General features: G+C 68.6%; 22 protein-coding genes. 15 read left to right on the top strand and 7 right to left on the bottom strand.

Annotated elements, in window-relative coordinates:
- Positions 1 to 66: 66 nt before the first annotated feature.
- Positions 67 to 546, top strand: a complete 480-nt coding sequence (locus tag ABFG95_RS09985; protein WP_054500871.1) for an anti-virulence regulator CigR family protein — start codon at positions 67 to 69, stop codon at positions 544 to 546.
- A 22-nt stretch (positions 547 to 568) separates the two neighbouring features.
- Here ABFG95_RS09985 and ABFG95_RS09990 read toward each other — a convergent pair whose 3' ends face one another.
- On the bottom strand, positions 569 to 1,198 hold the full coding sequence (locus tag ABFG95_RS09990) for a DUF4375 domain-containing protein (RefSeq protein ID WP_049075839.1): 630 nt from the start codon (positions 1,196 to 1,198) through the stop codon (positions 569 to 571).
- A 211-nt stretch (positions 1,199 to 1,409) separates the two neighbouring features.
- Between ABFG95_RS09990 and ABFG95_RS09995 the strand changes: the two genes are divergently transcribed.
- Both ABFG95_RS09995 and ABFG95_RS10000 read left to right on the top strand, forming a co-directional pair.
- Complete coding sequence (locus ABFG95_RS09995) at positions 1,410 to 2,474, top strand: M4 family metallopeptidase (protein ID WP_054415304.1); 1,065 nt, start codon at positions 1,410 to 1,412, stop codon at positions 2,472 to 2,474.
- On the top strand, positions 2,471 to 2,806 hold the full coding sequence (locus ABFG95_RS10000; RefSeq protein WP_059272478.1) for a protealysin inhibitor emfourin: 336 nt from the start codon (positions 2,471 to 2,473) through the stop codon (positions 2,804 to 2,806). The genes ABFG95_RS09995 and ABFG95_RS10000 overlap by 4 nt, the downstream gene beginning before the upstream one ends.
- Positions 2,807 to 2,834: 28 nt before the next feature.
- Here the strand turns inward: ABFG95_RS10000 and ABFG95_RS10005 are convergent, their stop codons facing one another.
- Positions 2,835 to 4,067 (bottom strand): MFS transporter, encoded by a 1,233-nt coding sequence (locus ABFG95_RS10005; protein ID WP_269800438.1) that lies wholly within the window; start codon positions 4,065 to 4,067, stop codon positions 2,835 to 2,837.
- 85 nt (positions 4,068 to 4,152) lie between these two features.
- On the opposite strand from ABFG95_RS10005, the gene ABFG95_RS10010 reads away from it, so the two are divergent.
- On the top strand, positions 4,153 to 4,938 hold the full coding sequence (locus ABFG95_RS10010; RefSeq protein ID WP_054415299.1) for a helix-turn-helix transcriptional regulator: 786 nt from the start codon (positions 4,153 to 4,155) through the stop codon (positions 4,936 to 4,938).
- A gap of 63 nt (positions 4,939 to 5,001) precedes the next feature.
- Here the strand turns inward: ABFG95_RS10010 and tam are convergent, their stop codons facing one another.
- Positions 5,002 to 5,769, bottom strand: coding sequence for a trans-aconitate 2-methyltransferase (gene tam / locus ABFG95_RS10015; RefSeq protein ID WP_175145001.1), 768 nt, complete (start codon positions 5,767 to 5,769; stop codon positions 5,002 to 5,004).
- A 150-nt stretch (positions 5,770 to 5,919) separates the two neighbouring features.
- Here tam and ABFG95_RS10020 point away from each other — a divergent pair, with 150 nt between their 5' ends.
- A complete protein-coding gene (locus tag ABFG95_RS10020; RefSeq protein ID WP_175144999.1) occupies positions 5,920 to 6,633 on the top strand; it encodes an alpha/beta fold hydrolase in 714 nt (237 codons plus the stop codon).
- 122 nt (positions 6,634 to 6,755) lie between these two features.
- On the opposite strand, the gene ABFG95_RS10025 is transcribed toward ABFG95_RS10020, so the two are convergent.
- Positions 6,756 to 7,754, bottom strand: a complete 999-nt coding sequence (locus tag ABFG95_RS10025; protein WP_006387384.1) for a TerC family protein — start codon at positions 7,752 to 7,754, stop codon at positions 6,756 to 6,758.
- Between the two features lie 107 nt (positions 7,755 to 7,861).
- On the opposite strand from ABFG95_RS10025, the gene ABFG95_RS10030 reads away from it, so the two are divergent.
- The 3 genes from ABFG95_RS10030 to ABFG95_RS10040 all read left to right on the top strand — a co-directional run bounded on the left by ABFG95_RS10030 (position 7,862) and on the right by ABFG95_RS10040 (position 9,898).
- Entirely contained in the window at positions 7,862 to 8,755 is an 894-nt protein-coding gene (locus ABFG95_RS10030; RefSeq protein WP_049078061.1) for a LysR family transcriptional regulator, read from the top strand.
- An 86-nt stretch (positions 8,756 to 8,841) separates the two neighbouring features.
- Positions 8,842 to 9,243 (top strand): hypothetical protein, encoded by a 402-nt coding sequence (locus tag ABFG95_RS10035; protein WP_175144997.1) that lies wholly within the window; start codon positions 8,842 to 8,844, stop codon positions 9,241 to 9,243.
- Positions 9,244 to 9,295: 52 nt separating this feature from the next.
- On the top strand, positions 9,296 to 9,898 hold the full coding sequence (locus ABFG95_RS10040; protein WP_054415294.1) for a hypothetical protein: 603 nt from the start codon (positions 9,296 to 9,298) through the stop codon (positions 9,896 to 9,898).
- 122 nt (positions 9,899 to 10,020) lie between these two features.
- On the opposite strand, the gene ABFG95_RS10045 is transcribed toward ABFG95_RS10040, so the two are convergent.
- Positions 10,021 to 10,422 carry a hypothetical protein gene (locus ABFG95_RS10045; protein ID WP_049075855.1) on the bottom strand — a complete coding sequence of 134 codons (402 nt, stop codon included), beginning with the start codon at positions 10,420 to 10,422 and terminating at the stop codon, positions 10,021 to 10,023.
- A 136-nt stretch (positions 10,423 to 10,558) separates the two neighbouring features.
- Here ABFG95_RS10045 and ABFG95_RS10050 point away from each other — a divergent pair, with 136 nt between their 5' ends.
- From ABFG95_RS10050 to ABFG95_RS10060, 3 genes are read left to right on the top strand one after another with little or no spacing between them, the layout of a single operon-like run.
- On the top strand, positions 10,559 to 11,896 hold the full coding sequence (locus ABFG95_RS10050; protein ID WP_348996041.1) for a hypothetical protein: 1,338 nt from the start codon (positions 10,559 to 10,561) through the stop codon (positions 11,894 to 11,896).
- A 28-nt stretch (positions 11,897 to 11,924) separates the two neighbouring features.
- Entirely contained in the window at positions 11,925 to 12,512 is a 588-nt protein-coding gene (locus ABFG95_RS10055; protein WP_100503343.1) for a YdcF family protein, read from the top strand.
- Positions 12,513 to 12,543: 31 nt separating this feature from the next.
- Positions 12,544 to 13,587, top strand: coding sequence for a histone deacetylase family protein (locus ABFG95_RS10060; RefSeq protein ID WP_348995802.1), 1,044 nt, complete (start codon positions 12,544 to 12,546; stop codon positions 13,585 to 13,587).
- A gap of 120 nt (positions 13,588 to 13,707) precedes the next feature.
- On the opposite strand, the gene ABFG95_RS10065 is transcribed toward ABFG95_RS10060, so the two are convergent.
- Complete coding sequence (locus ABFG95_RS10065; RefSeq protein ID WP_348995803.1) at positions 13,708 to 14,109, bottom strand: hypothetical protein; 402 nt, start codon at positions 14,107 to 14,109, stop codon at positions 13,708 to 13,710.
- On the bottom strand, positions 14,102 to 15,436 hold the full coding sequence (locus ABFG95_RS10070) for an MFS transporter (RefSeq protein WP_348995804.1): 1,335 nt from the start codon (positions 15,434 to 15,436) through the stop codon (positions 14,102 to 14,104). Before ABFG95_RS10070 ends, ABFG95_RS10065 begins: the two co-directional genes overlap by 8 nt.
- Before the next feature lie 224 nt (positions 15,437 to 15,660).
- On the opposite strand from ABFG95_RS10070, the gene cyoA reads away from it, so the two are divergent.
- From cyoA to cyoD, 4 genes are all read left to right on the top strand, one after another.
- The gene (gene cyoA / locus ABFG95_RS10075) at positions 15,661 to 16,704 is read left to right on the top strand and encodes a ubiquinol oxidase subunit II (protein WP_336728178.1); all 1,044 of its coding nucleotides are present in this window, start codon (positions 15,661 to 15,663) and stop codon (positions 16,702 to 16,704) included.
- Between the two features lie 80 nt (positions 16,705 to 16,784).
- Positions 16,785 to 18,788, top strand: coding sequence for a cytochrome o ubiquinol oxidase subunit I (cyoB, locus tag ABFG95_RS10080; RefSeq protein WP_054415286.1), 2,004 nt, complete (start codon positions 16,785 to 16,787; stop codon positions 18,786 to 18,788).
- Entirely contained in the window at positions 18,781 to 19,422 is a 642-nt protein-coding gene (gene cyoC, locus ABFG95_RS10085; RefSeq protein WP_054415284.1) for a cytochrome o ubiquinol oxidase subunit III, read from the top strand. Before cyoB ends, cyoC begins: the two co-directional genes overlap by 8 nt.
- Entirely contained in the window at positions 19,419 to 19,817 is a 399-nt protein-coding gene (gene cyoD / locus ABFG95_RS10090) for a cytochrome o ubiquinol oxidase subunit IV (protein ID WP_054415283.1), read from the top strand. The genes cyoC and cyoD overlap by 4 nt, the downstream gene beginning before the upstream one ends.
- Positions 19,818 to 19,820: the final 3 nt, after the last annotated feature.

A 19,820-nucleotide genomic window follows, 5' to 3' on the forward strand; every position in this document is an offset into this window, starting at 1 on the left:
CAATGGAGATGGTGCGCGTTCCAGCATTGCGGTACGCTGCATGGGCCTTAACTCCGGGTGCCCATCATGCGCCGCTCGATCGCCATTTTCGTGACCGCCTTGGCCTGTACCACCCTCCTCGCCCCCGCCTGGTCGGCGCCGCCTGAAAACCGCGGCAAGCCCGATCACGCCGGCAACGGCAACGGCAATGGCAACAACAAGGGCAATGGCAACAGCGGCGGCAAGAACAAGGGCAACGGCAAGGATGCCGACACCAACGTCAGCGTCACCCTGAGCACCGCGGGCATCAGCATCTCGACCGCGCGCGGCTACGCGGTGCAGGCTGGCGCCACCGGCTATGGCTCCCTGCCGCCCGGCATCCGCAAGAACCTGGCGCGCGGCAAACCGCTGCCCCCGGGCATCGCCAAGAAGATGGTGCCCGGCCCGATGTTGGCCCGGCTGCCGGTGCATCCCGGTTACGAGTGGCGCGTGGCCGGCAATGACCTCATCCTGATCGCCATCGCCACCGGCATCGTCGCCGACGTGCTGGCGGGCGTGTTCGACTGAAGCGTATCGACTGGCCGCCTGGCTAGTCGTAGTAGGCCAGGCCCAGCCGCGCCAGGTCGTCCGGATAGTCGAAGTAGGCTTCGTCCAGCGCATGCAGGCGCGCCTGCTCGGCCTCGGTCATGGCGCCGTAGATATCGTTCAGTTCGATCACTTCGGGCGCGGCCTCGAAACGATCGACCAGGCCGCGCATGTCCGCCAGGATGGCGCGCGTGCGCGCCGCGCCGATCTTGCCCAGCGCCAGCAGCGCCAGCTGGCAGGTCGGATCGCCCCAGTTGCACAGGAACTGCATGAAACCGCCGTTGTTGATGTCGGCTTCCATGCGCCACAGCGCAACCAGCTCCTGCTCACGCTGCGGCAGGCTTTCCAGCTTCCACTCCACCGCCCGCAGCGCCGCCAGCGCGCCCTCGTAATGCGCGTCCCACAACAGGTCGCGCACGTTCAGCATGCCCGCGGCCGAAGGCGCCAGCAGCGCGGGCCACACCACGCCATGGTCGTCGTCCACCAGTTGCCACTGTTCGCGCTCGGCCGGGCTGGCCTTTTCCAGCCGGATATGCCGCCGGATCGGCTCGCGCAACGTGCGGCCGTCGGCCAGCGTCAGCAGGATGTGGGTCTCGGTCAGCGCGAGATGGCGGATGCGGTAGTCGGCGGACATGCGATGTCTCGAAGCGTAAGCGAAAGGAGGCGGGACGCGCTGAAAGATAGCGGATCGCGCCACGGCCGTCGAGCCGCGGGGCGCCCGTTTATCGTTCCTAGCATCAGGCCGCACACTGTTACGCCCGCGCATGGCCTATCTGCTACCGTAAAGCCTGCCACGGGCCCGGCCCGCGCGCCGTGTCCGCCATGTCTTCACAGGGAGATCGACAATGCCGCGCCCCTCCGCGTCCACGCCCCTGATCGGCGTGATTCCGCCCTATGTCCTGGACCGTCTGGCGCAGCACGCCGATGCGCGTGTCAGCATGCCGGCCGTCAAGACACTCATCATCGACCAGCAGCAGCGCGGATTGCGTGAAATGGCGGCGCGGCCGTCGCGGGCCCAGGTGGCGGCGCCGCGCGCGTCGGCTGCCGTCGGCACGCCGCAACGCGCGGTGCACGACGCGGCCAACACCACCGCCCTGCCCGGCAAGCTGGTGCGCGCCGAAGGCGCGAAGGCCAGCGGCGACGCGGCGGTGGATGAAGCCTACGATCACCTGGGCGCCACCTACAAGCTGTTCCACGATGTCTATCAGCGCGACTCGATCGATGGCGCGGGCCTGCCCCTGGTGGGCAGCGTGCATTACGGCGAAGACTACGACAACGCCTTCTGGAATGGCTCGCAGATGGTGTTCGGCGACGGCGATGGCGAAGTGTTCAACCGCTTCACCGTGGCGGTCGACATCATCGGCCATGAACTGACGCACGGCGTCATCGACAGCGAAGCGGCGCTGGCCTACCAGGGCCAGTCGGGCGCGCTCAACGAATCGCTCTGCGACGTGTTCGGCGCGCTGGTCAAGCAATACGCCCTGGGCCAGGACGCGCGCGAAGCCGACTGGCTGGTGGGCCAGGGCCTGTTCCTGCCGAAAGTGCAGGCGCGCGCCCTGCGTTCAATGGCCGAGCCCGGCAGCGCCTACGACGACCCGGTGCTGGGCAAGGATCCGCAGCCGGCGCACATGAGCGGCTACGTCGATACGCCGCACGACAATGGCGGCGTGCACATCAACTCCGGCATTCCGAACCGCGCCTTCTATCTGGCCGCGACCGCCCTGAAGGGGCCGGCCTGGGAAGTGGCCGGCCGCATCTGGTACGACACGCTGCGCGACAAGCGGCTGCGCCACGATGCCGACTTTGCCGCGTTCGCGCGCCTGACGCTGGACGTGGCCCGTGGCGCGCACGGCGAGGCCGCGCACAAGGCCGTCGCCGGCGCCTGGGCGGCGGTGGGCGTCCAGCCATGATCGACCTGCCTCCGCTCGAACTCGCGTTGCGCGTCAGCCTGACGCGCGAAGGCGGCCTGGCCTACCTGCCCGGGCTGGCGCGCACCCGCAGCATCGACCTGACCTCCTGCCCGTCCGACTTGCGGCAGGAGGTCGGCGAGGCATTGCGGCGCACCGCACCGCTGGCCTCGCCGGATTGCGCCGCCCAGGGTGGCGACCAGCGCTACTTCCATGTGGAACTGGCATTCCGCGATCCGGCCAGCGGCGATACGGCCAGCCTCGCCTTCGACGTGCCGGAAGCGCAGGCGCCCGACATCCTGGTGCGCCTGTGGCGCGCCCAGGCCGGCGGCTAGAAAGCGCCGCTTGCGGCGTGCGCCGGCGTCACTGCGCCGTGCGTCGCGGCGCCTGGGCCGGATGCGCGCGGAACGCGCCGATCTGGATCGCGCGGCCCGCCAGCAGGCCGCAGCCCGCCATCGCCAGGCACAATGCGGCGCACAGCCCGAGCGCCGCCGACCAGCCCCCCAGCCGGTCGTGCAGGGCGCCAACCAGCGCCGGTCCGCTGGCCGCGAACAGGTAGCCGACGCACTGCGCCATGCCCGACAGCGCCGCCGCCTGCTGCGCATGGCTGGCGCGCAGGCCCACGAACATCAGGCCCAGGATGATGCCGCCGCCCGTACCCAGGCCGAGCAACACGATCCACAGCGTGGCCCAGCCCGGCGCCACGATCAAGCCGACGAACGCCACCAGCGAGGACAGCGCCGAGCAGAACGCGGCCGCGCGCTGGTCCTTCATGCGCCGCACCACCGGCGCCAGGAACAGCGCCGGCCCGGCCGACATCAGCTGCAGCAATCCGTGCAAAGAGCCGGCGCGCTCGGCCGAGTAGCCCGCATCGCGCAGGATCGCCGGCAGCCAGCTCACGCCCACGTAGAACACGAAGGAATTGATGCCCAGGTAAAGCGTCACCTGCCAGGCCAGCGCGGAATGCCACAGCCGGCCGCCATGCGGCGCGTGCGCGGTGGACGCGGCTGGCGGCGTATGGTTGGCCAGTTGCGGCAGCCACAGCAGCACCCCGGCCACGGGAATCACCAGCAGGCACAACGCCGAAAAGCGCCAGCTGCCGCCCGCCAGGCTGGCCAGCGGCACCGCCAGGGCCGACGCGGCGCCGGCCGCGATGCTCATGGTCAACACATAAGCCGAGGTCAGGCCCGCCACGCGCTGCGGGAAGTCGCGCTTGAGCAGACTGGGCAGCAGCACGTTGCCGACGGCGATGCCCGAGCCGATGACCGCCGTGCCGGCATACAGCGCCCAGGCCTGGCCCTGGCTGCGCAGCACGATGCCGCCGCCGATCAGCAGCAGCGCGGCGAACAGCGTGCGCTCCAGGCCATGGCGACGCGCCATGCCGGCCGACACCAGCGAAACGATGGCGAACGCCAGCAGCGGCAACGTGATCAGCATGCCGGCGGCGGTATTCGACAGGCCGAGCTGTTCACGGATCAGGCCGACCAGCGGCGGCATGCCCGTGACCGGCGCGCGCAGCGCCATGGCGATGAAGAGGATGCCCACGATCAGCAGAACGGGGCGTTGGGAAGCGGGGGAGGAAGCGGAAGGAATCATGCCGTCAGCTTAGGCAAAGCCGTCTCTGCTGAATTTCGAGATAATGACAAGATATCCCTAAATTCAGCCAAGGCAGCGCCGCGCCATGTATCCGCCGCACGCCCACAGCCCCTATTTCGATCCCGATACGCCCACGCAATGGACCTACGCCATGCGCGTGGAGGCGGCCCGCAACGAACACGAATCGCCCACCCATCGCCACCGCATGGGCCAGTTGGTGCTGTCGCTGCAGGGCGGGGTGACCAGCTTCGTGCCGCAGGGCCTGTGGATGGTGCCGCCGCGCTGCGGCGTGTGGATCCCCGGCGGCGTGCCGCACAGCAACCGCGTCACCGACAACGGCCGGGTCTGCTTCCTGTTCGTGCCGGCGGACACGCCCGGCTTGCCGACGCAATGCTGCACGCTGGCGATCACGCCGCTGGTGCGGGAAATGGTGGCGCACCTGGCCGACCTGGCGCCGGCCGACACCGCCCTGCCCGCCAACCGCCGCCTGGCCGCCGTGCTGATCGAGCAGTTGACGCGGATGCCGACCGAGCAGTTGCACCTGCCGCTGTCCGACCATCCGCGCCTGCGCGAGATTGCCGCGTCGCTGCGGGCCAATCCCGCCGACCGCAGCACCGCGGCCGAATGGGGCCGGCGCCTGGCCATGAGCGAACGCACGCTGGCGCGCCTGGTGCGCCAGGAGGTCGGCATGAGCTTCGGCCGCTGGCGCCAGCAGATGCATATCGTCATGGCGCTGCAGCGGTTGTCGTCGGGCGTGTCGGTGCAGCGCACCGCCGAAGACCTGGGCTACGAGTCGGTCAGCGCCTTCATCACCATGTTCCGCAAGACGCTGGGGCAGACGCCGGCGCGCTACTTCGCCGACAAGGCCTAGGGCCACGGTTGCCCTGGAAAGACGCGGCGCCACGCGGCGGCGCGGCGGACCGGGCGCGCCGCTTCAGTCCTTGGGACCCGCCACCAGGAACAGCCGCGGGAACGGCAGCAGCACGGTGCCATCGGCCAACGCGGGATAGGCGCGCGCAATCTCGTCCCGATAGCGCGCCAGGAACGCCGCCTGTTCATCAGCGTCCAGCTTGTTCAGATAGGGCCGCAGCGCCGTGCCCTTGAACCATTCCACCACCGCCTGCGCGCCGGCCAGCGGGTGCATGTAGGTCGTGCGCCACACGTCCAGGCGGCCGCAATGCGGCTTGAGCAGCTCGTAGTACCAGGCGGCGCTGTGGCGCGGCGGGTGCTTGACGCCGCCGATCCTGGCGGCCCAGGGGCCGTCGGCGGCGACCTGGCGCGCCAGCTTGTGGGCCGGCTCTTCCAGGTTGTCCGGCGTCTGCACCGCCAGGCTGCCGCCCGGCGCCAGCTTGCCCACCAGGCGCGGATACAGGGTCGCATGGTCGGGCACCCACTGCAGCGCGGCGTTGGCCAGGATCACGTCGTACTGGCGCGGCGGATTCCAGGTTTCGATGTCGGCCAGTTCGAACGCGATTGACGGCAGGCGCTTGCGCGCCGCCTGCACCATGTCGTCGGAGCTGTCCATGCCGGTCACGTTGGCCTGCGGGTAGCGGGCGGCCAGCACCTCGGTGGAGTTGCCGGGGCCGCAGCCCAGATCCACCGCGTGGCCGACCTGTTCGTTCGGCAGAGCGGCAACCAGGTCGCGCACCGGGCGGGTGCGTTCGTTTTCAAAGGCGGAATACTGTTTGGCGGACCAGGTCATAGCGGCTCCTTGCGTGGGTCTGGGTACGTTTCGCACTCTACGCCGCGTTATTCCATATGACAAATATATATAGGGCTACATATTCATATTTACAGGATATGTCGACACCCTGTCAGAATGCGGCTATTCCCCCCATCCGGAACCTGATGAATGCCCCCGCAGCTGGTCCTGTTGCCCGGCATGGACGGCACCGGCGATCTGTTTGATCCGCTGCTGTCCGCGCTGCCCCCCGCGCCACCGCCCGTGGTGCTGCGCTATCCCGCACGCGAGCCGCTCGGTTACCCCGCGCTCGAACAGCGCGTGCGCCAGGCCCTGCCCGCGCAGGCGCCCTTCGTGCTGCTGGCCGAATCCTTCTCGGGACCGCTGGGCGCCGCCATCGCCGCCGCGCCGCCGCCAAACCTGCGCGGCCTGATCCTGTGCGCCTCGTTCGTGCGCGCGCCGCATCCCCGGCTTGGCCTGGCGCGGCCGCTGGCCAACTGGCTGCCGGTCACGCTGCTGCCGCGCGCGGTCCTGCATCACCTGTTGCTGGGCGCCCATGGCACGCCGGCGCTGCGCGCCGCGCTGGACCGGGCCGTCGCGCAGGTGGCGCCCGCCGTCATGCGGGCCCGCCTCCAGGCGGTGATGGCCGCCGACCAACGCGCGGCATTTGCCGGCGTGCGCCTGCCGCTGCTGTACCTGCGGGCGCGCCACGACCGCGTGGTGCCGCCCGCCGCCGCCGCGCTGGTCAGGCAATTGGCGCCGCAGACCCTCCTGGTCGACATCGACGCGCCGCACTGCCTGTTGCAGTCCGCGCCCGAGGCCGCCGCCGCGGCCATCATCGGCTTCATGCGCACGCTTGATCCGGCCCCCGCCGCCGACGTGTGAGCAAGGCCCCCCACGCCGCGCCTTCGGCTTGCTGCCCCCCGAGGGGGCTTTTTCATCTTGAGGCGGCTCGGCGATGAAAAAGGGCCCGCCATGGGCGGGCCCCTCACACGCGCCGTACGCGCTTACTCCGTCTTCAGCTCGGGTTGCGACGCCCCCGAGCGGGTCTTCCACAGCGAGAACAGCACGCCGCCGCCGATCAGGCCGAAGGTCACCGACAGCGACACCACGGCGGGAATCTTGCCGATGAAGCCGACCAGGAAGATCTTCGTGCCGATGAACACCAGTACCAGCGACAGCGCGTACTTCAGGTAGTGGAAGCGATGGATCATCGCCGCCAGCGCGAAGTACAGCGCGCGCAGGCCCAGGATCGCGAAGATGTTGCTGGTGTACACGATGAACGGGTCGGTGGTGATGGCGAAGATCGCCGGCACCGAGTCCACCGCGAACAACAGGTCCACGAACTCGATCAATACCAGGGCCAGGAACAGCGGCGTGGCCCAGCGCACCGTCTTGCCGGTGGCCGCATCCGGCTCGCGCACCCAGAAGGCGTTGCCGCGCAGGCCATCGGTCACGCGCATGCGGCGCTTGAGGAACTTCAGGATCGGGTTGGTGGCGATGTCCGGCTCCTGGTCGGCGATCATCCACATCTTGATGCCGGTGAACACCAGGAACGCGCCGAACAGATACATCAACCAGCCGAAGTTGCTGACCAGCGCGGCGCCCAGGCCGATCATGATGGCGCGCAGCACGATCACTCCCAGGATGCCCCAGAACAGCACGCGGTGCTGGAACTGGCGCGGGATGGCGAAGAAACTGAAGATCAGCGCGATCACGAACACATTGTCCAGCGACAGCGATTTCTCGATCAGGAAGCCCGTGTAGTAGGCCATGCCGCTGGCCGGGCCCATCTGCCACCAGACCCAGCCGCCGAACAGCAACGCGGCCGAGATGTAACCCGCCGACAACAGCAGGCTTTCGCGCACGCCGATCTCGCGGTCTTCCTTGTGCAGCACGCCCAGGTCGAAGACCAGCAGGGAGATGACGATGCCGATGAACAGCAGCCAGCTCCAGGCCGGCGTGCCGGCGAAGTCGGCTTGTAGAAATGAGAGCAAGGCTTCCATGATGTTCCCGCTTGTGTGTGAAGGCCCTCATGATCCGGATCCCGGGCCGATGGAGAAATCAGCCTGAAAGTGAGTTATGGTTCGAAAAAACCGAAGTGAACATCGCCATGCTCAATTACCGCCACCTGTATTACTTCTGGATGGTCGCCAAGGAAGGCGGCTTCTCGCGCGCCGCCGAGCGCCTCGACATGGCCATCCAGACCATCAGCGCCCAGGTGCGCGAACTGGAAAAGAACCTGGGCCACCAACTGCTACGCCCGGCGGGCCGCGGCGTGGCCCTGACCGACGCCGGCCAGGCCGCTTTCGCCCGCGCCGAGGAGATCTTCCAGATCGGCCAGGAACTGCCGCAGGAAGTCCGCGCCGCCGCCACCAAGCCGGTGATCCGCCTGTCGGTGGGCCTGTCGGACGGCATCTCCAAGCTGGCCGCGCACGCGCTGCTGGGGCCGGTGCTGGACACCCCGGACCTGCGCCTGACCTGCCACGAGGGCGAGGTCGAGGAACTGCTGGGCGAACTGGCGCGCCACCACCTGGACCTGGTGCTGGCCGGCCAGGGCGCGCCCGCCAACCCCAACCTGCGCCTGACCAGCGATCGGCTGGTGTCCTCGCCGGTCGATTGGTACGGCCCGGCGCGGCTGGTGCGCAAGGCCGACACGCAGGACTTCCCCCGCTGCCTGGAGCGCCTGCCGGTGTTGCTGCCGACCGGCCATTCGGTGCTGCGCCAGACGCTGGACCGGTGGTTCAATGAACAGGACCTGCGGCCCAACGTGGTCGGCGAGTTCGAGGACAGCGCGTTGATGTCGGTGTTCGCCGCGCGCGGCCTGGGCGTGTTCCCGCTCAGCCGCCTGGGCGGTGACGACGTCGGCCTGCTGCGCGGCCTGCGGCCGCTGGCGCGCTGCGACAGCGTGCACGAGGAAATCCACGGCATCCGCAACCGGCGCGGGCAGCACCACCCGCTGGTGCAGCAGATACTGGCGCATGCCAAGACTTCGGTTTTTTCTTAATGATTGTCACAAAGACGCTGGTTTTTCAGAATCCGTTTCCGCTCTATCGTGGCGTTTCTTTCCTGAATCACCGGAGTACCGCAACAATGAAGAAAATCATCTGGATCGCTTTCGCCGTACTGGCCGCGTTATGGACGGGCCTGGTAGCGCTGACGCTGCAGCTGGCGGACTGGGTGCTGGCGACCATCGCCTCGACCCAGGTGCCGGGCGCCGCCGCGATCGGCTCGGCGCAGTGGCAGGCGCCCGCGTGGGCGGCCCCCTGGGTCGACGCCGGCCTGATCCAGTCGCTGCAGTCGGGGCTGGTGTGGCTGGTGGACCTGCTGAACCAGGTCCTGCCCGCGGCCGGCAGCCTGGGCACCTGGATCGCGGTGCTGGGCTGGCTGTTCTGGGGCTTCATCATGGCCGCCCTGCTGATCCTGGCGCTGATCCTGCACTGGCTGGCCGGCAAGCGCCCGCAGGGCGACGACCCCGGCCGCCAAGTGGTGTAATAAGGCAGGCAACGCGGCGTCCCGGCGCGCTGCCTCCTGACAGGAGCGTACCGTGCCGTCCCGACTATTCCGCGCCGCCATCCTGCCCGCCGCCGTCCTGGCGGCGGCGTCCGCGCAAGCAAGCACACCGCCCTATGGCGTCGAGGTGTGCACGCTGACCGGCACGTCCGGGCAGTACAGCGTGCGGGTCCGCAACACCGGCTCGGCGCCGCTGGCGCGCGCCGAGGTCACCGGCGTGCGGCTGGATGCGGGCGGCCAGGCGCGCGACAACATCACGGTCAGCCTCGGCGCCATCCCGCCCGGCCGCTACGAAACGGCGATCCTGGCCCGCCATGGCGAATCGGCGGCGCTCGTCAGCATCGCCACCTACCAATCCGTCAATGGCGCCGAGACCCGGCAAGAGGAGTTGTTCGCCGGCAAGGTCGCGCACGTCTCGCCTGGCTCGGCGCTGCAATACACGCTCGCGCCGCTGGCGGTGCGCGGTTGGACGGTGGCCTATGGCGGCCCCAACGCGCCCACTCTGGCTCCCGGCAGCGCCGTGCTGCTGGCCTACCCCGCACGCAGCGGCAAGAAGCTGGACACCCGGCCTGAAGCGGGCCGCGCGCCGGCCATGGTCACCCCGCTCAAGCCCTGCCCGGTGCCGCGCGGGCACTGAACGGCGCCCGCCGCGATAGCCCCCCCGCCGGGCGGCGACCGCCGGCAAGGGCGCGGGCATCCGCGCGGCGCCATGGCGTCATGAGGTGGACGATGCGCCGGCGTGGCGGGGGCACAGCCCCCTTAAGTGCCGTGCAGCAGGTCGCGCTCGTTCAGCAGCGCATAGACGATCTCGGGCCGGTTGTCGAAGCCGCGGCGGATGGCGGCGGGAATCGAGGTGCGCGTCTTGCGGCACAGGCCGGGCTGGTCGTCGAGCTGGATGGCGATGCCGCGCGAGGTGCGCACCTCGTTGTCGCTGGGAACGATGCGCACCACGATGCCCAACTGCGCCTGCATGCGGCCCTGCATGGCGCGCAGGTCTTCCAGGCTGGCGATGTTCTCCAGCCGCGCCACCAGGCGCTTTTCCTCTTCCTTGGTGAGCCGCAGGATGCGCACGTCCGCCGCCGGATCGGCCAGCAGCCGTTCGCGGTCGCACATACAGGCGCCCGGCGGGCATTCTTGTCGGATGGGGAACGGAAGGTTCATGGCACGCGCATCGCAAGCTATCCGATGATTCTACCCAGGAACTTCCGGCCGCCGCGACCTTCTGCCCGGCCCGCGCGCGGCGCCGCCGCTCGGGCATAATGCGCCGAGAAGAAATCCGGGAGGCGCTTCCTTGAAAATGTTCCTGCTCGCGGCGGTGCTGGCCGGCTTCAGCGCCGGCGCGCTGGCCCGTGACCATGCCTACGACATCAAGCCGGGCCTGCGGGCGGTGGTGAACATCGACGGCGCCGCGGAGCAACGCGTCAGCGCGCGCGTCGGCAAGGGCGCCCCGCAAGCGCTTGCCCGCCTGGACGACGAGACGGTCGACGTGTTCGAGACGCCCGACATCGACCACGACGGCTATCGCGACCTGGTCATCGGGCAAAGCGGCGGCGCGGGCCAGGTCCATGCCCGGCTGTTCCTGTACCGTCCCCAGGAGCGCCGGTTCCAGGAAATCGTCCACCCGGCGCCCGACGCCAGCCCGTGCCACCGCTTCGTCAATCCGGTATTCGACGCCAGGCGGGCGGCGTTCACGACGGGCTGCCGCTATGGCGCCGATCGCAACGGCACCGAAGACTACGCGCTGCGCGCCGACGGCACGGCGCGGCCGCTGCGGTGGACCGCCCAGGCCCTGTTCGACCTGGAGGACACGGCCTTCGACCTGACCTACGGCTTCCATGAAGACGGCACGGTGGCGGACATCGCGATCGACGGCGACGGCTGGCCGCTGGACGGCAACGGCACGGTGCCCTTCGACCGGCTCGACCTGTACGACGCGCCCGACGTGCAGGCGCTGTCGGCGCGGGCCGCCAAGGCGGGCGACCGGCTCGACATCATCGCGCTGCGGCCGCACTGGCTGCAGGTCCGCCTCGCCGGCGCGGACGCGGATGCGCCGGCCAAGTGGGTCCGCTACGCCGACCTGCTGATCGACAAGCACCGCTATGCGCCGCCGCAACGCCCGCCCGCCAGCGGCCTGGCGCTGTCGGTGTTCGGCCACCTCGGCACCACGCTGTACGAAGCCGCCGGACGCTTCACGCTGCACGTGAGCAATCTCGGCCCCGGTTCGGTGCGCCTGCAATCGCCGCGCGTCTGGCTGCTGTTCATCGACTCACAGGACCGCCGCACGCTGCAACCCCTGTACCAGCGTCCCCCGGTGACGCTGGCGGCGCCCGCCGAAAAGGACGCCGCCGCGCCGCCCCGGCCCGCGTACGGCGACAGCGCGGCGCGGCCCGCCCCGCCCGCGACGGCGCCCCATGTCGCCCAATGGGCCGACGACCCGGTGCTGTGGCGCCAGGATGACCGTGGCGACTTCGGCTACCGCGTCAGCGCCGGCAACGGCCAATACGTGCCGTTCTTCCCCGACCTGGCGCCGGGCCGCTACCGCCTGGTGGTGGTGCTGACCGACCCAGCCGCCGCGACCGGGCCGGTCTACTCGAACGCCGTCGAGGTCGACCTGCCCTTCCCCAAACGGCAATGATCCCGGTCCCGCGCCGCCGCCCGCAGGCATGACCGCCCCCGCCTCCCATTGGCGCCGCCGCGCCCGCGCCATCGGCGCGGGCCTGTGCGCGGCCGTCCTGCTGGCCGCCTGCGCCCTGATCGCCGCCGGCTTGCTGGCGGACGGTCCCGAGGCCGACGTCGCGGTGGTGTTGGGCAACACCGTGGCGCCCGATGGCCGCCCGTCGCCGCGCCTGGCCGCCCGGCTCGACCGCGCCTACGATTGCTACGCCGCCGCGCGCTGCCGCGTGCTGTTCGTCAGCGGCGGCGTCGATCCGTCCGGCCACGACGAAGCGGCGGTGATGCGCGACTATCTGATCGCGCGCGGCGTACCGGCCGGCCAGGTGGTGGCCGACAGTCTCGGCAACGACACCTGGGCCACCGCCACCCACGCCAGCGCCTATATGCGCGAACATGGCTACGCCAGCGCCATGGCCATCACGCAGTACTTCCATGTGCCGCGCACCATGCTGGCGCTCAAGCGCCATGGCGTGCAACAGGTCGGCGGCGCCTCGCCCCGCTACGCCGAGGCGCGCGACCTGTATTCGATCCTGCGCGAGCTGCCGGCCATCGCCTGGTACGCGCTGCGGCCGCTATAGTTTCCCTTCCTCTTTTTCCACAGACGCTACCGTGCATATCTTCCACAATCCCGTCCACGGCAAACACGATGGCCGCCAGGAAATGTTCCGCGGCAAGCTGGTGCCCTGTCACGAGACCCCGGCCCGGCTCGAATACGTGCTGGACGCCCTGCGCCAGCGCGGCATCGGCACGCTGCGGGCGCCGGCCGCGCCCGACCTGGACCTGATCCGCCGCGTGCACAGCGCGCGCTACGTCGACTTCCTGCAACGCGCCTGGGCCGACTGGATCGCGCTGGACCCGGCCAACGCCGAGCTCGACATCCTGCCGTCGGTATGGCCGGTGCGCGGCTTCCGCCACGACATCGCGCCCAGCAACTTCGCCGCGCGCGTCGGCCTGTTCTCGTTCGACAGCGGCAGCCCGCTGACGTCGGGCACCTGGGAAGCCGCGGCCGCCGGCGCGGCCTGCGCCATCGACGCCGCGCGCGCGGTCGCGGGCGGTCACGGTCCGCGCGCCGCCATGGCGCTGACGCGCCCGCCCGGCCATCACGCCGGCGCCGACTTCTTCGGCGGCTACTGCTTCCTGAACAACGCCGCCCTGGCGGCGCAGGCGCTGCGCGAGGCCGGCGCCGAGCGCGTCGCGGTGCTGGACATCGACTACCACCACGGCAACGGCACGCAGAGCATCTTCTACGAGCGCGGCGACGTGCTGACCGTGTCGGTGCATGGCGACCCGACCACCGAATATCCCTTCTTCCTGGGCTATGCCGACGAACCCGGCCAGGGCGCCGGCCTGGGCGCCAACCTGAACCTGCCGCTGGCGGCGGGCACCGACTTTGCCGTCTGGACCGAGGCGCTGGAACAGGGCCTGGCCGCCATCGGCCGCTTCAAGCCGGACGCGCTGGTGATCGCGCTGGGCGTGGACACCTACGAAGGCGATCCGATCTCGAAATTCAAGCTGCGCAGCGCCGACTATCTGCAGGTGGGCGCGCGACTGGCCCGGCTGGGCCTGCCAACGGTGTTCACCATGGAAGGCGGCTACGCGGTGGCCGAGGTCGGCACCAACGTCGCCAATGTGCTGGAAGGCTACGCCGGCTGAGTGGACGCGGCCAGATGGCAGGGTCGCCGGCCTTGACCGGCGCGACGCGGGCGGACAGCCCGGACCAGCGGTTCCGCGCCACGCCTGCCGCGCCCTCGGGCGCGGCGGTCTTTTCCAGGATCAGGCGCCGCGCGGCCCGCGCCGCCACCACAGCGCCTCGCACAGCCACAGCAAGGGCCTGGCGAGCAACAGTCCGACCAGCAAGGTCGGCAGCCACGGCGCGGCCGCGGGCGGCGTGCCGCCTTGCAGCCAGGCCGGGCTGTAGAGCAGGAAACCGGAGACGAAGCCGCGCGACCAGATATCGCGAAAGCCCGCGCCACGGCCCAGCGCCGCGGCCAGCATGCATACGATGACGAAGAACGCGTCGCCCGCGGCGCGATACCAGCCCGGAATGACCTGCGGATCCAGCGGCCGATACATGGCGATGGCGATCAGCAACGCGCCCAGCACCAGGGCACGCGCCCAATTGAACGAAGTCCCCGTGTCGCTGCCGCGTACTGGCGTCCTCTTCCCATCAGTCACGCGTTTCCAGCGCCTTGTTGATGCGCAGCGCCAGCAGCGTGCAGGCGGTGCCCGACAGCAGGTAGATGCTGACCGCCACCAGGCCGAAGCGTGCCGACAACCCCAACGCCACCAGCGGCGCGAAGGCCGCGCCGACCAGCCAGGCCATGTCGGTGGTCAATGCGGCGCCGGTATAGCGAAAGCGCTTGGTGAAGTTGGCCGTGACGGTGCCCGACGCCTGCCCGTACGACAGCCCCAGCAGCGCGAAGCCGATCAGGATGAACGCGTCCTGCGCCTTGGGGCTGCCGCCCAGCAGCCACGGCGTGAACAGCGCGAACACGCCGATCAGCGCGGCCAGCAGGCCCAGCGTGGTGCGCCGGCCGATGCGGTCGGCGATCCAGCCCGAGGCGATGGTGCCCAGGATGCCCACGCCCGCGCCGATGATCTGCACGATCAGCACATCGGAGATCTGCTGCGTGGCGCTGACCGCGATCCACGACAGCGGGAACACCGTCACCAGGTGGAACAGCGCATAACTGGCCAGCGCCGCGAACGCGCCCAGGAACAGGTTGTAACCCTGCTCGCGCACCATCTGCGTGATGCTGATGGGTTCCAGTTCGCCTTCTTCGAGCAGTTGCGTGTATTCCTCGGTCAGCACCAGCCGCAGCCGCGCGAACAGCGCCACCACGTTGATGGCGAAGGCGACGAAGAACGGATAGCGCCAGCCCCAGTCGAGAAAGTCGGCCTCGGTCAGCGTCAGGTGCAGGAACAGGAACAGCGCGCTGGCGATCATGAAGCCGATGGGCGCGCCCAGTTGGCCCAGCATCGCGTACCAGCCGCGGCGCTGGGGCGGCGCGTTCAGGGCCAGCAAGGACGGCAGCCCATCCCAGGAGCCGCCGAAGGCCAGCCCCTGCAGGCAGCGGAACACCGCCAGCAGCACGATGGCATGCGAGCCGATGACGTTGTAGCCCGGCAGGAAAGCCATGCCGACCGTGGCGGTGCCCAGCAGGAACAGCGCGATGGTGAGCTTGGTGCCGCGCCCCCAGCGCCGCTGGATCGCCATCGACACCGCAGTGCCGATGGGACGCGCGATGAACGCGAACGAGAAGATGACAAAGGCCCACAGCGTGCCTTCGAGCTGCGGTTCGAACGGGAAAAACACCCGTGGAAACACCAGCACGCAGGCGATGCCGAAGACGAAGAAGTCGAAGTATTCGGAGGCGCGTCCGATAACGACCCCCACGGCGATTTCGCCCGGCGCCACCTTGGCGTGGCTGGCCGCGCCCCCTGTCGCGCCCGGACCGGGCAAGGGGGAGGCATGACCGGGATACTGCGTGGTGGTCGCCATGTGAGTGCTCGCTGAAAGGAGGTTTTGAAAAACGCCTTGTCTACGCTTTTTGCAACACACTCGTACACACATGCGCCAAGGCCCCGTGGACCGCGGCGCGATCTCGCCCGGCCCTGCCCCGCACGCCTTTCCGTGCATACTTTTGCTCTTTTTACCCTAGATTTTTCGCGGCTTCCAGCGTAGTGTTGCGTTTAACTCCCACGGTTACGTTTCGGGGTATGGCCATGCCGTCTTTCCCAAGGCTCCGCGGATTGTTGCTGTTAGCCGCCCTGCCGTTGCTCTCCGGATGCAATGCGGTATTGCTCTCGCCATCAGGCGACATCGCGGTGCAGCAGCGCAACCTGATCATCATCTCCACCGGCCTGATGCTGCTGATCATCGTGCCGGTGATCTTCCTGACTTTCCTGTTCGCGTGGCGCTATCGCGCCAGCAACCGCGACGCGCACTACGACCCCGACTGGAACCACTCCACCATGCTGGAGCTGCTGATCTGGGCGGCGCCGCTGCTGATCATCATCGCGCTCGGCGCGCTCACCTGGGTCAGCACCCACCAGCTCGATCCCTACCGTCCGCTGGCGCGCCTGTCCGAAGGCCGCGAGGTGCCGGCCGGCACCAAGCCGCTGGTGGTCGAAGTGGTCGCGCTGGACTGGAAGTGGCTGTTTCTCTACCCCGAACAGGGCGTGGCCGCGGTCAATGAAATGGCCGCGCCGGTCGACCGCCCGATCGAGTTCAAGATCACCTCGTCCACGGTGATGAACTCCTTCTTCATCCCGGCGCTGGCCGGTCAGATCTACGCCATGCCGGGCATGCAGACCACGCTGCACGCGGTCATCAACCATCCCGGCGAATACGAGGGCCTGTCGGCCAACTACAGCGGCGCGGGCTTTTCCGGCATGCGCTTCCGCTTCCACGGCCTGGACCAGCAGGGCTTCGACAAGTGGATCGCCGACGCCCGCGCCTCCGGCGCCGCGCTTGGCCGCGACACCTACCTGAAACTGGAGCAGCCCAGCGAACGCAACCCGGTGCAGCGCTACGCCAGCGTCGCGCCCGGCCTGTTCGACGCCATCGTCAACCGCTGCGTGGAACCGAACCGCATGTGCATGAAGGACGCCATGGCGATCGACGCCGGCGGCGGCATGGGCATTCCCGGCGCGCGCAACATCGCCAGCCTGGACGAGGCCACGCGCGAGCGCCTGGGCCTGGCCGATACGCCGCCGCGCAAGTATGTCGGCGCCATGTGCACCTCGGCGGCGGAGTTGGCGCTGTAGCCCACACGGCCGCGCCGGCGCAGCGTCGCATCGCGTGAAATCAAGGTCTTCCCCCTGGAAACCGAGCCCTGGAAACCGAGATGACTGATCAACCAGACCTCACCAAGCTGATCTTCGGTCGCCTGACCTGGGACGCCATCCCCTTCCACGAGCCGATCCTGCTGGCCACCTTCGCCATGGTGGCGATCGGCGGCATCGTGGTGCTGGGCGGCATCACCTACTACCGCAAGTGGGGCTACCTGTGGCGCGAGTGGTTCACCAGCATCGACCACAAGAAGATCGGCATCATGTACATGATCCTGGGCCTGGTGATGCTGCTGCGCGGCTTCGCCGACGCCATCATGATGCGGCTGCAGCAGGCCGTGGCTTTCGGCGATTCCACCGGCTACCTGCCGCCGCACCACTACGACCAGATCTTCACGGCACACGGCGTCATCATGATCTTCTTCGTGGCCATGCCGCTGGTCACGGGGTTGATGAACTACGTGGTGCCGCTGCAGATCGGCGCGCGCGACGTGGCCTTTCCGTTCCTCAACAACTTCAGCTTCTGGATGACCACCGGCGGCGTGGTGCTGGTGATGATGTCGCTGTTCGTGGGCGAGTTCGCCCGCACCGGCTGGCTGGCGTATCCGCCTTTGTCGGGCATCGCGCAGAGTCCGGACGTGGGGGTCGACTACTACATATGGGCCTTGCAGATCGCGGGGGTCGGCACATTGCTGTCCGGGGTGAACCTGCTGGTCACCATCGTCAAGATGCGCGCGCCCGGCATGTCGCTGATGCGCATGCCGATCTTCACCTGGACCGCGCTGTGCACCAACGTGCTGATCGTGGCGGCGTTCCCGGTGCTGACGGCGGTGCTGGCGCTGCTGTCGATGGACCGCTACGTCGGCACCAACTTCTTCACGGCCGACTTTGGCGGCAACGCCATGATGTACGTGAACCTGATCTGGATCTGGGGCCACCCCGAGGTCTACATTTTGATCCTGCCGGCCTTCGGCATCTTCTCGGAGGTGGTCGCCACCTTCTGCCGCAAGCGCCTGTTCGGCTACGCATCGATGGTGTACGCCACGGTCGTGATCACGGTGCTGTCGTATCTGGTTTGGCTGCACCACTTCTTCACCATGGGATCCGGGGCCAGCGTGAACTCATTCTTCGGGATCACCACCATGATCATCTCGATCCCGACCGGCGCCAAGATCTTCAACTGGCTGTTCACCATGTACCGCGGCCGCATCCGCTTCGAGGTGCCGATGCTGTGGACGCTGGGCTTCATGGTCACCTTCGTGATCGGCGGCATGACGGGCGTGCTGCTGGCGGTGCCGCCGGCCGACTTCGCGCTGCACAACAGCCTGTTCCTGATCGCCCACTTCCACAACGTCATCATCGGCGGCGTGCTGTTCGGGCTGATGGCCGGCATTACCTACTGGTTCCCCAAGGCCTTCGGCTACAAGCTCGATCCGTTCTGGGGCAAGTGCTCGTTCTGGTTCTGGCTGGTGGGCTTCTACTTCGCCTTCATGCCGCTGTACGTGCTGGGCCTGATGGGCGTGACGCGCCGCGTCAACCATTTCGAGGACATGTCGCTGCAGATCTGGTTCCAGGTGGCCGCGTTCGGCGCCTTCCTGATCGCCATCGGCATCGCCTGCTTCCTGATCCAGCTGGTGGTGAGCTACCGCCGCCGCGAATCGCTGCGCGACTTCACTGGCGACCCGTGGGACGGCCGCACGCTGGAATGGTCCACCTCCTCGCCGCCGCCCAATTACAACTTCGCCTTCACGCCGCGCGTGCATGACCAGGATGCCTGGTGGCAGATGAAGCAGCACGGCTACCAGCGCCCGCAGGCCGGCTTCATCCCCATCCACATGCCCAAGAACACCTGGGCCGGCATCGTGCTGGCGGCCATCAGCGTGGTGATGGGCTTCGCGCTGATCTGGCACATGTGGCCGCTGGCGGTGCTGTCGTTCGCCGCGCTGATCGTCGTGTCCATCGTCCATACCTTCAACTACAAGCGCGAGTACTACGTGCCGGCCGACGAGGTCGTGCGCACGGAGGACGCCCGCACCCACCTGTTGGCGAAACATGTCTGATACCCTGGCTCCCACCCTGCACGGCGGCGCCGCGCCGCCCGCCGAGCCCGTGTTCCACGTGGCCGGCGAACACCACCCGAAGAACGGCACGCTGCTGGGCTTCTGGGTGTACCTGATGAGCGACTGCCTCATCTTCGCCTGCCTGTTCGCCACCTACGGCGTGCTGGGGCGCAACTACGCCGCCGGCCCGTCCGGCGCCGACCTGTTCGACCTGCCGCTGGTGGCGGTCAATACCTCGCTGCTGCTGCTGTCGTCCATCACCTACGGCTTCGCCATGCTGGAGATGCGGCGCAACCGGGTCGGCGCCACGCAGGGCTGGCTGGCGGTCACCGGCCTGCTGGGGCTGGGCTTCCTGTCGCTGGAACTGTATGAGTTCGCGCACCTGATTCACATCGGCGCCGGGCCGCAGCGCAGCGCCTTCCTGTCGTCGTTCTTCACCCTGGTGGGCACGCACGGGCTGCACGTCACGTTCGGCATCGTCTGGCTGGTGACGATGATGGTGCAGGTGCGCATGCACGGCCTGATCCCCGAGAACCGCCGCCGGCTGATGTGCCTGTCGATGTTCTGGCACTTCCTGGACCTGATCTGGGTCGGCGTGTTCACCTTTGTCTACCTGATGGGAGTGCTGCCATGAACGCCCATGCCGACCACGCCGGCCACGGCCACGATCACGGCCATCACGACGATGACGACGGCGCCGCCCATGGCACCCTGAAAAGCTACGTCACCGGCTTCATCCTGGCGGCCATCCTGACCGCGATCCCGTTCTGGCTGGTGATGGACCGGGTGTTCGAAAGCTCGCGCACTACGGCGCTGATCATCCTGGCGTTCGCGGCGGTGCAGATCGTGGTGCACATCATCTATTTCCTGCACATGGATGCCAAGTCCGAAAGCGGCTGGAACATGTTGGCGTTAATATTCACGCTGGTGCTGGTCGTGATCACGCTCAGCGGATCCATCTGGATCATGTACCACTTGAACTCCAACATGATGCCCATGTCGATCCACGACATGCGGAATATGCCCTGACGT

Origin of the sequence: Achromobacter sp. HNDS-1 (assembly GCF_040084795.1) — a bacterium.
Lineage (GTDB): Bacteria > Pseudomonadota > Gammaproteobacteria > Burkholderiales > Burkholderiaceae_B > Achromobacter > Achromobacter ruhlandii.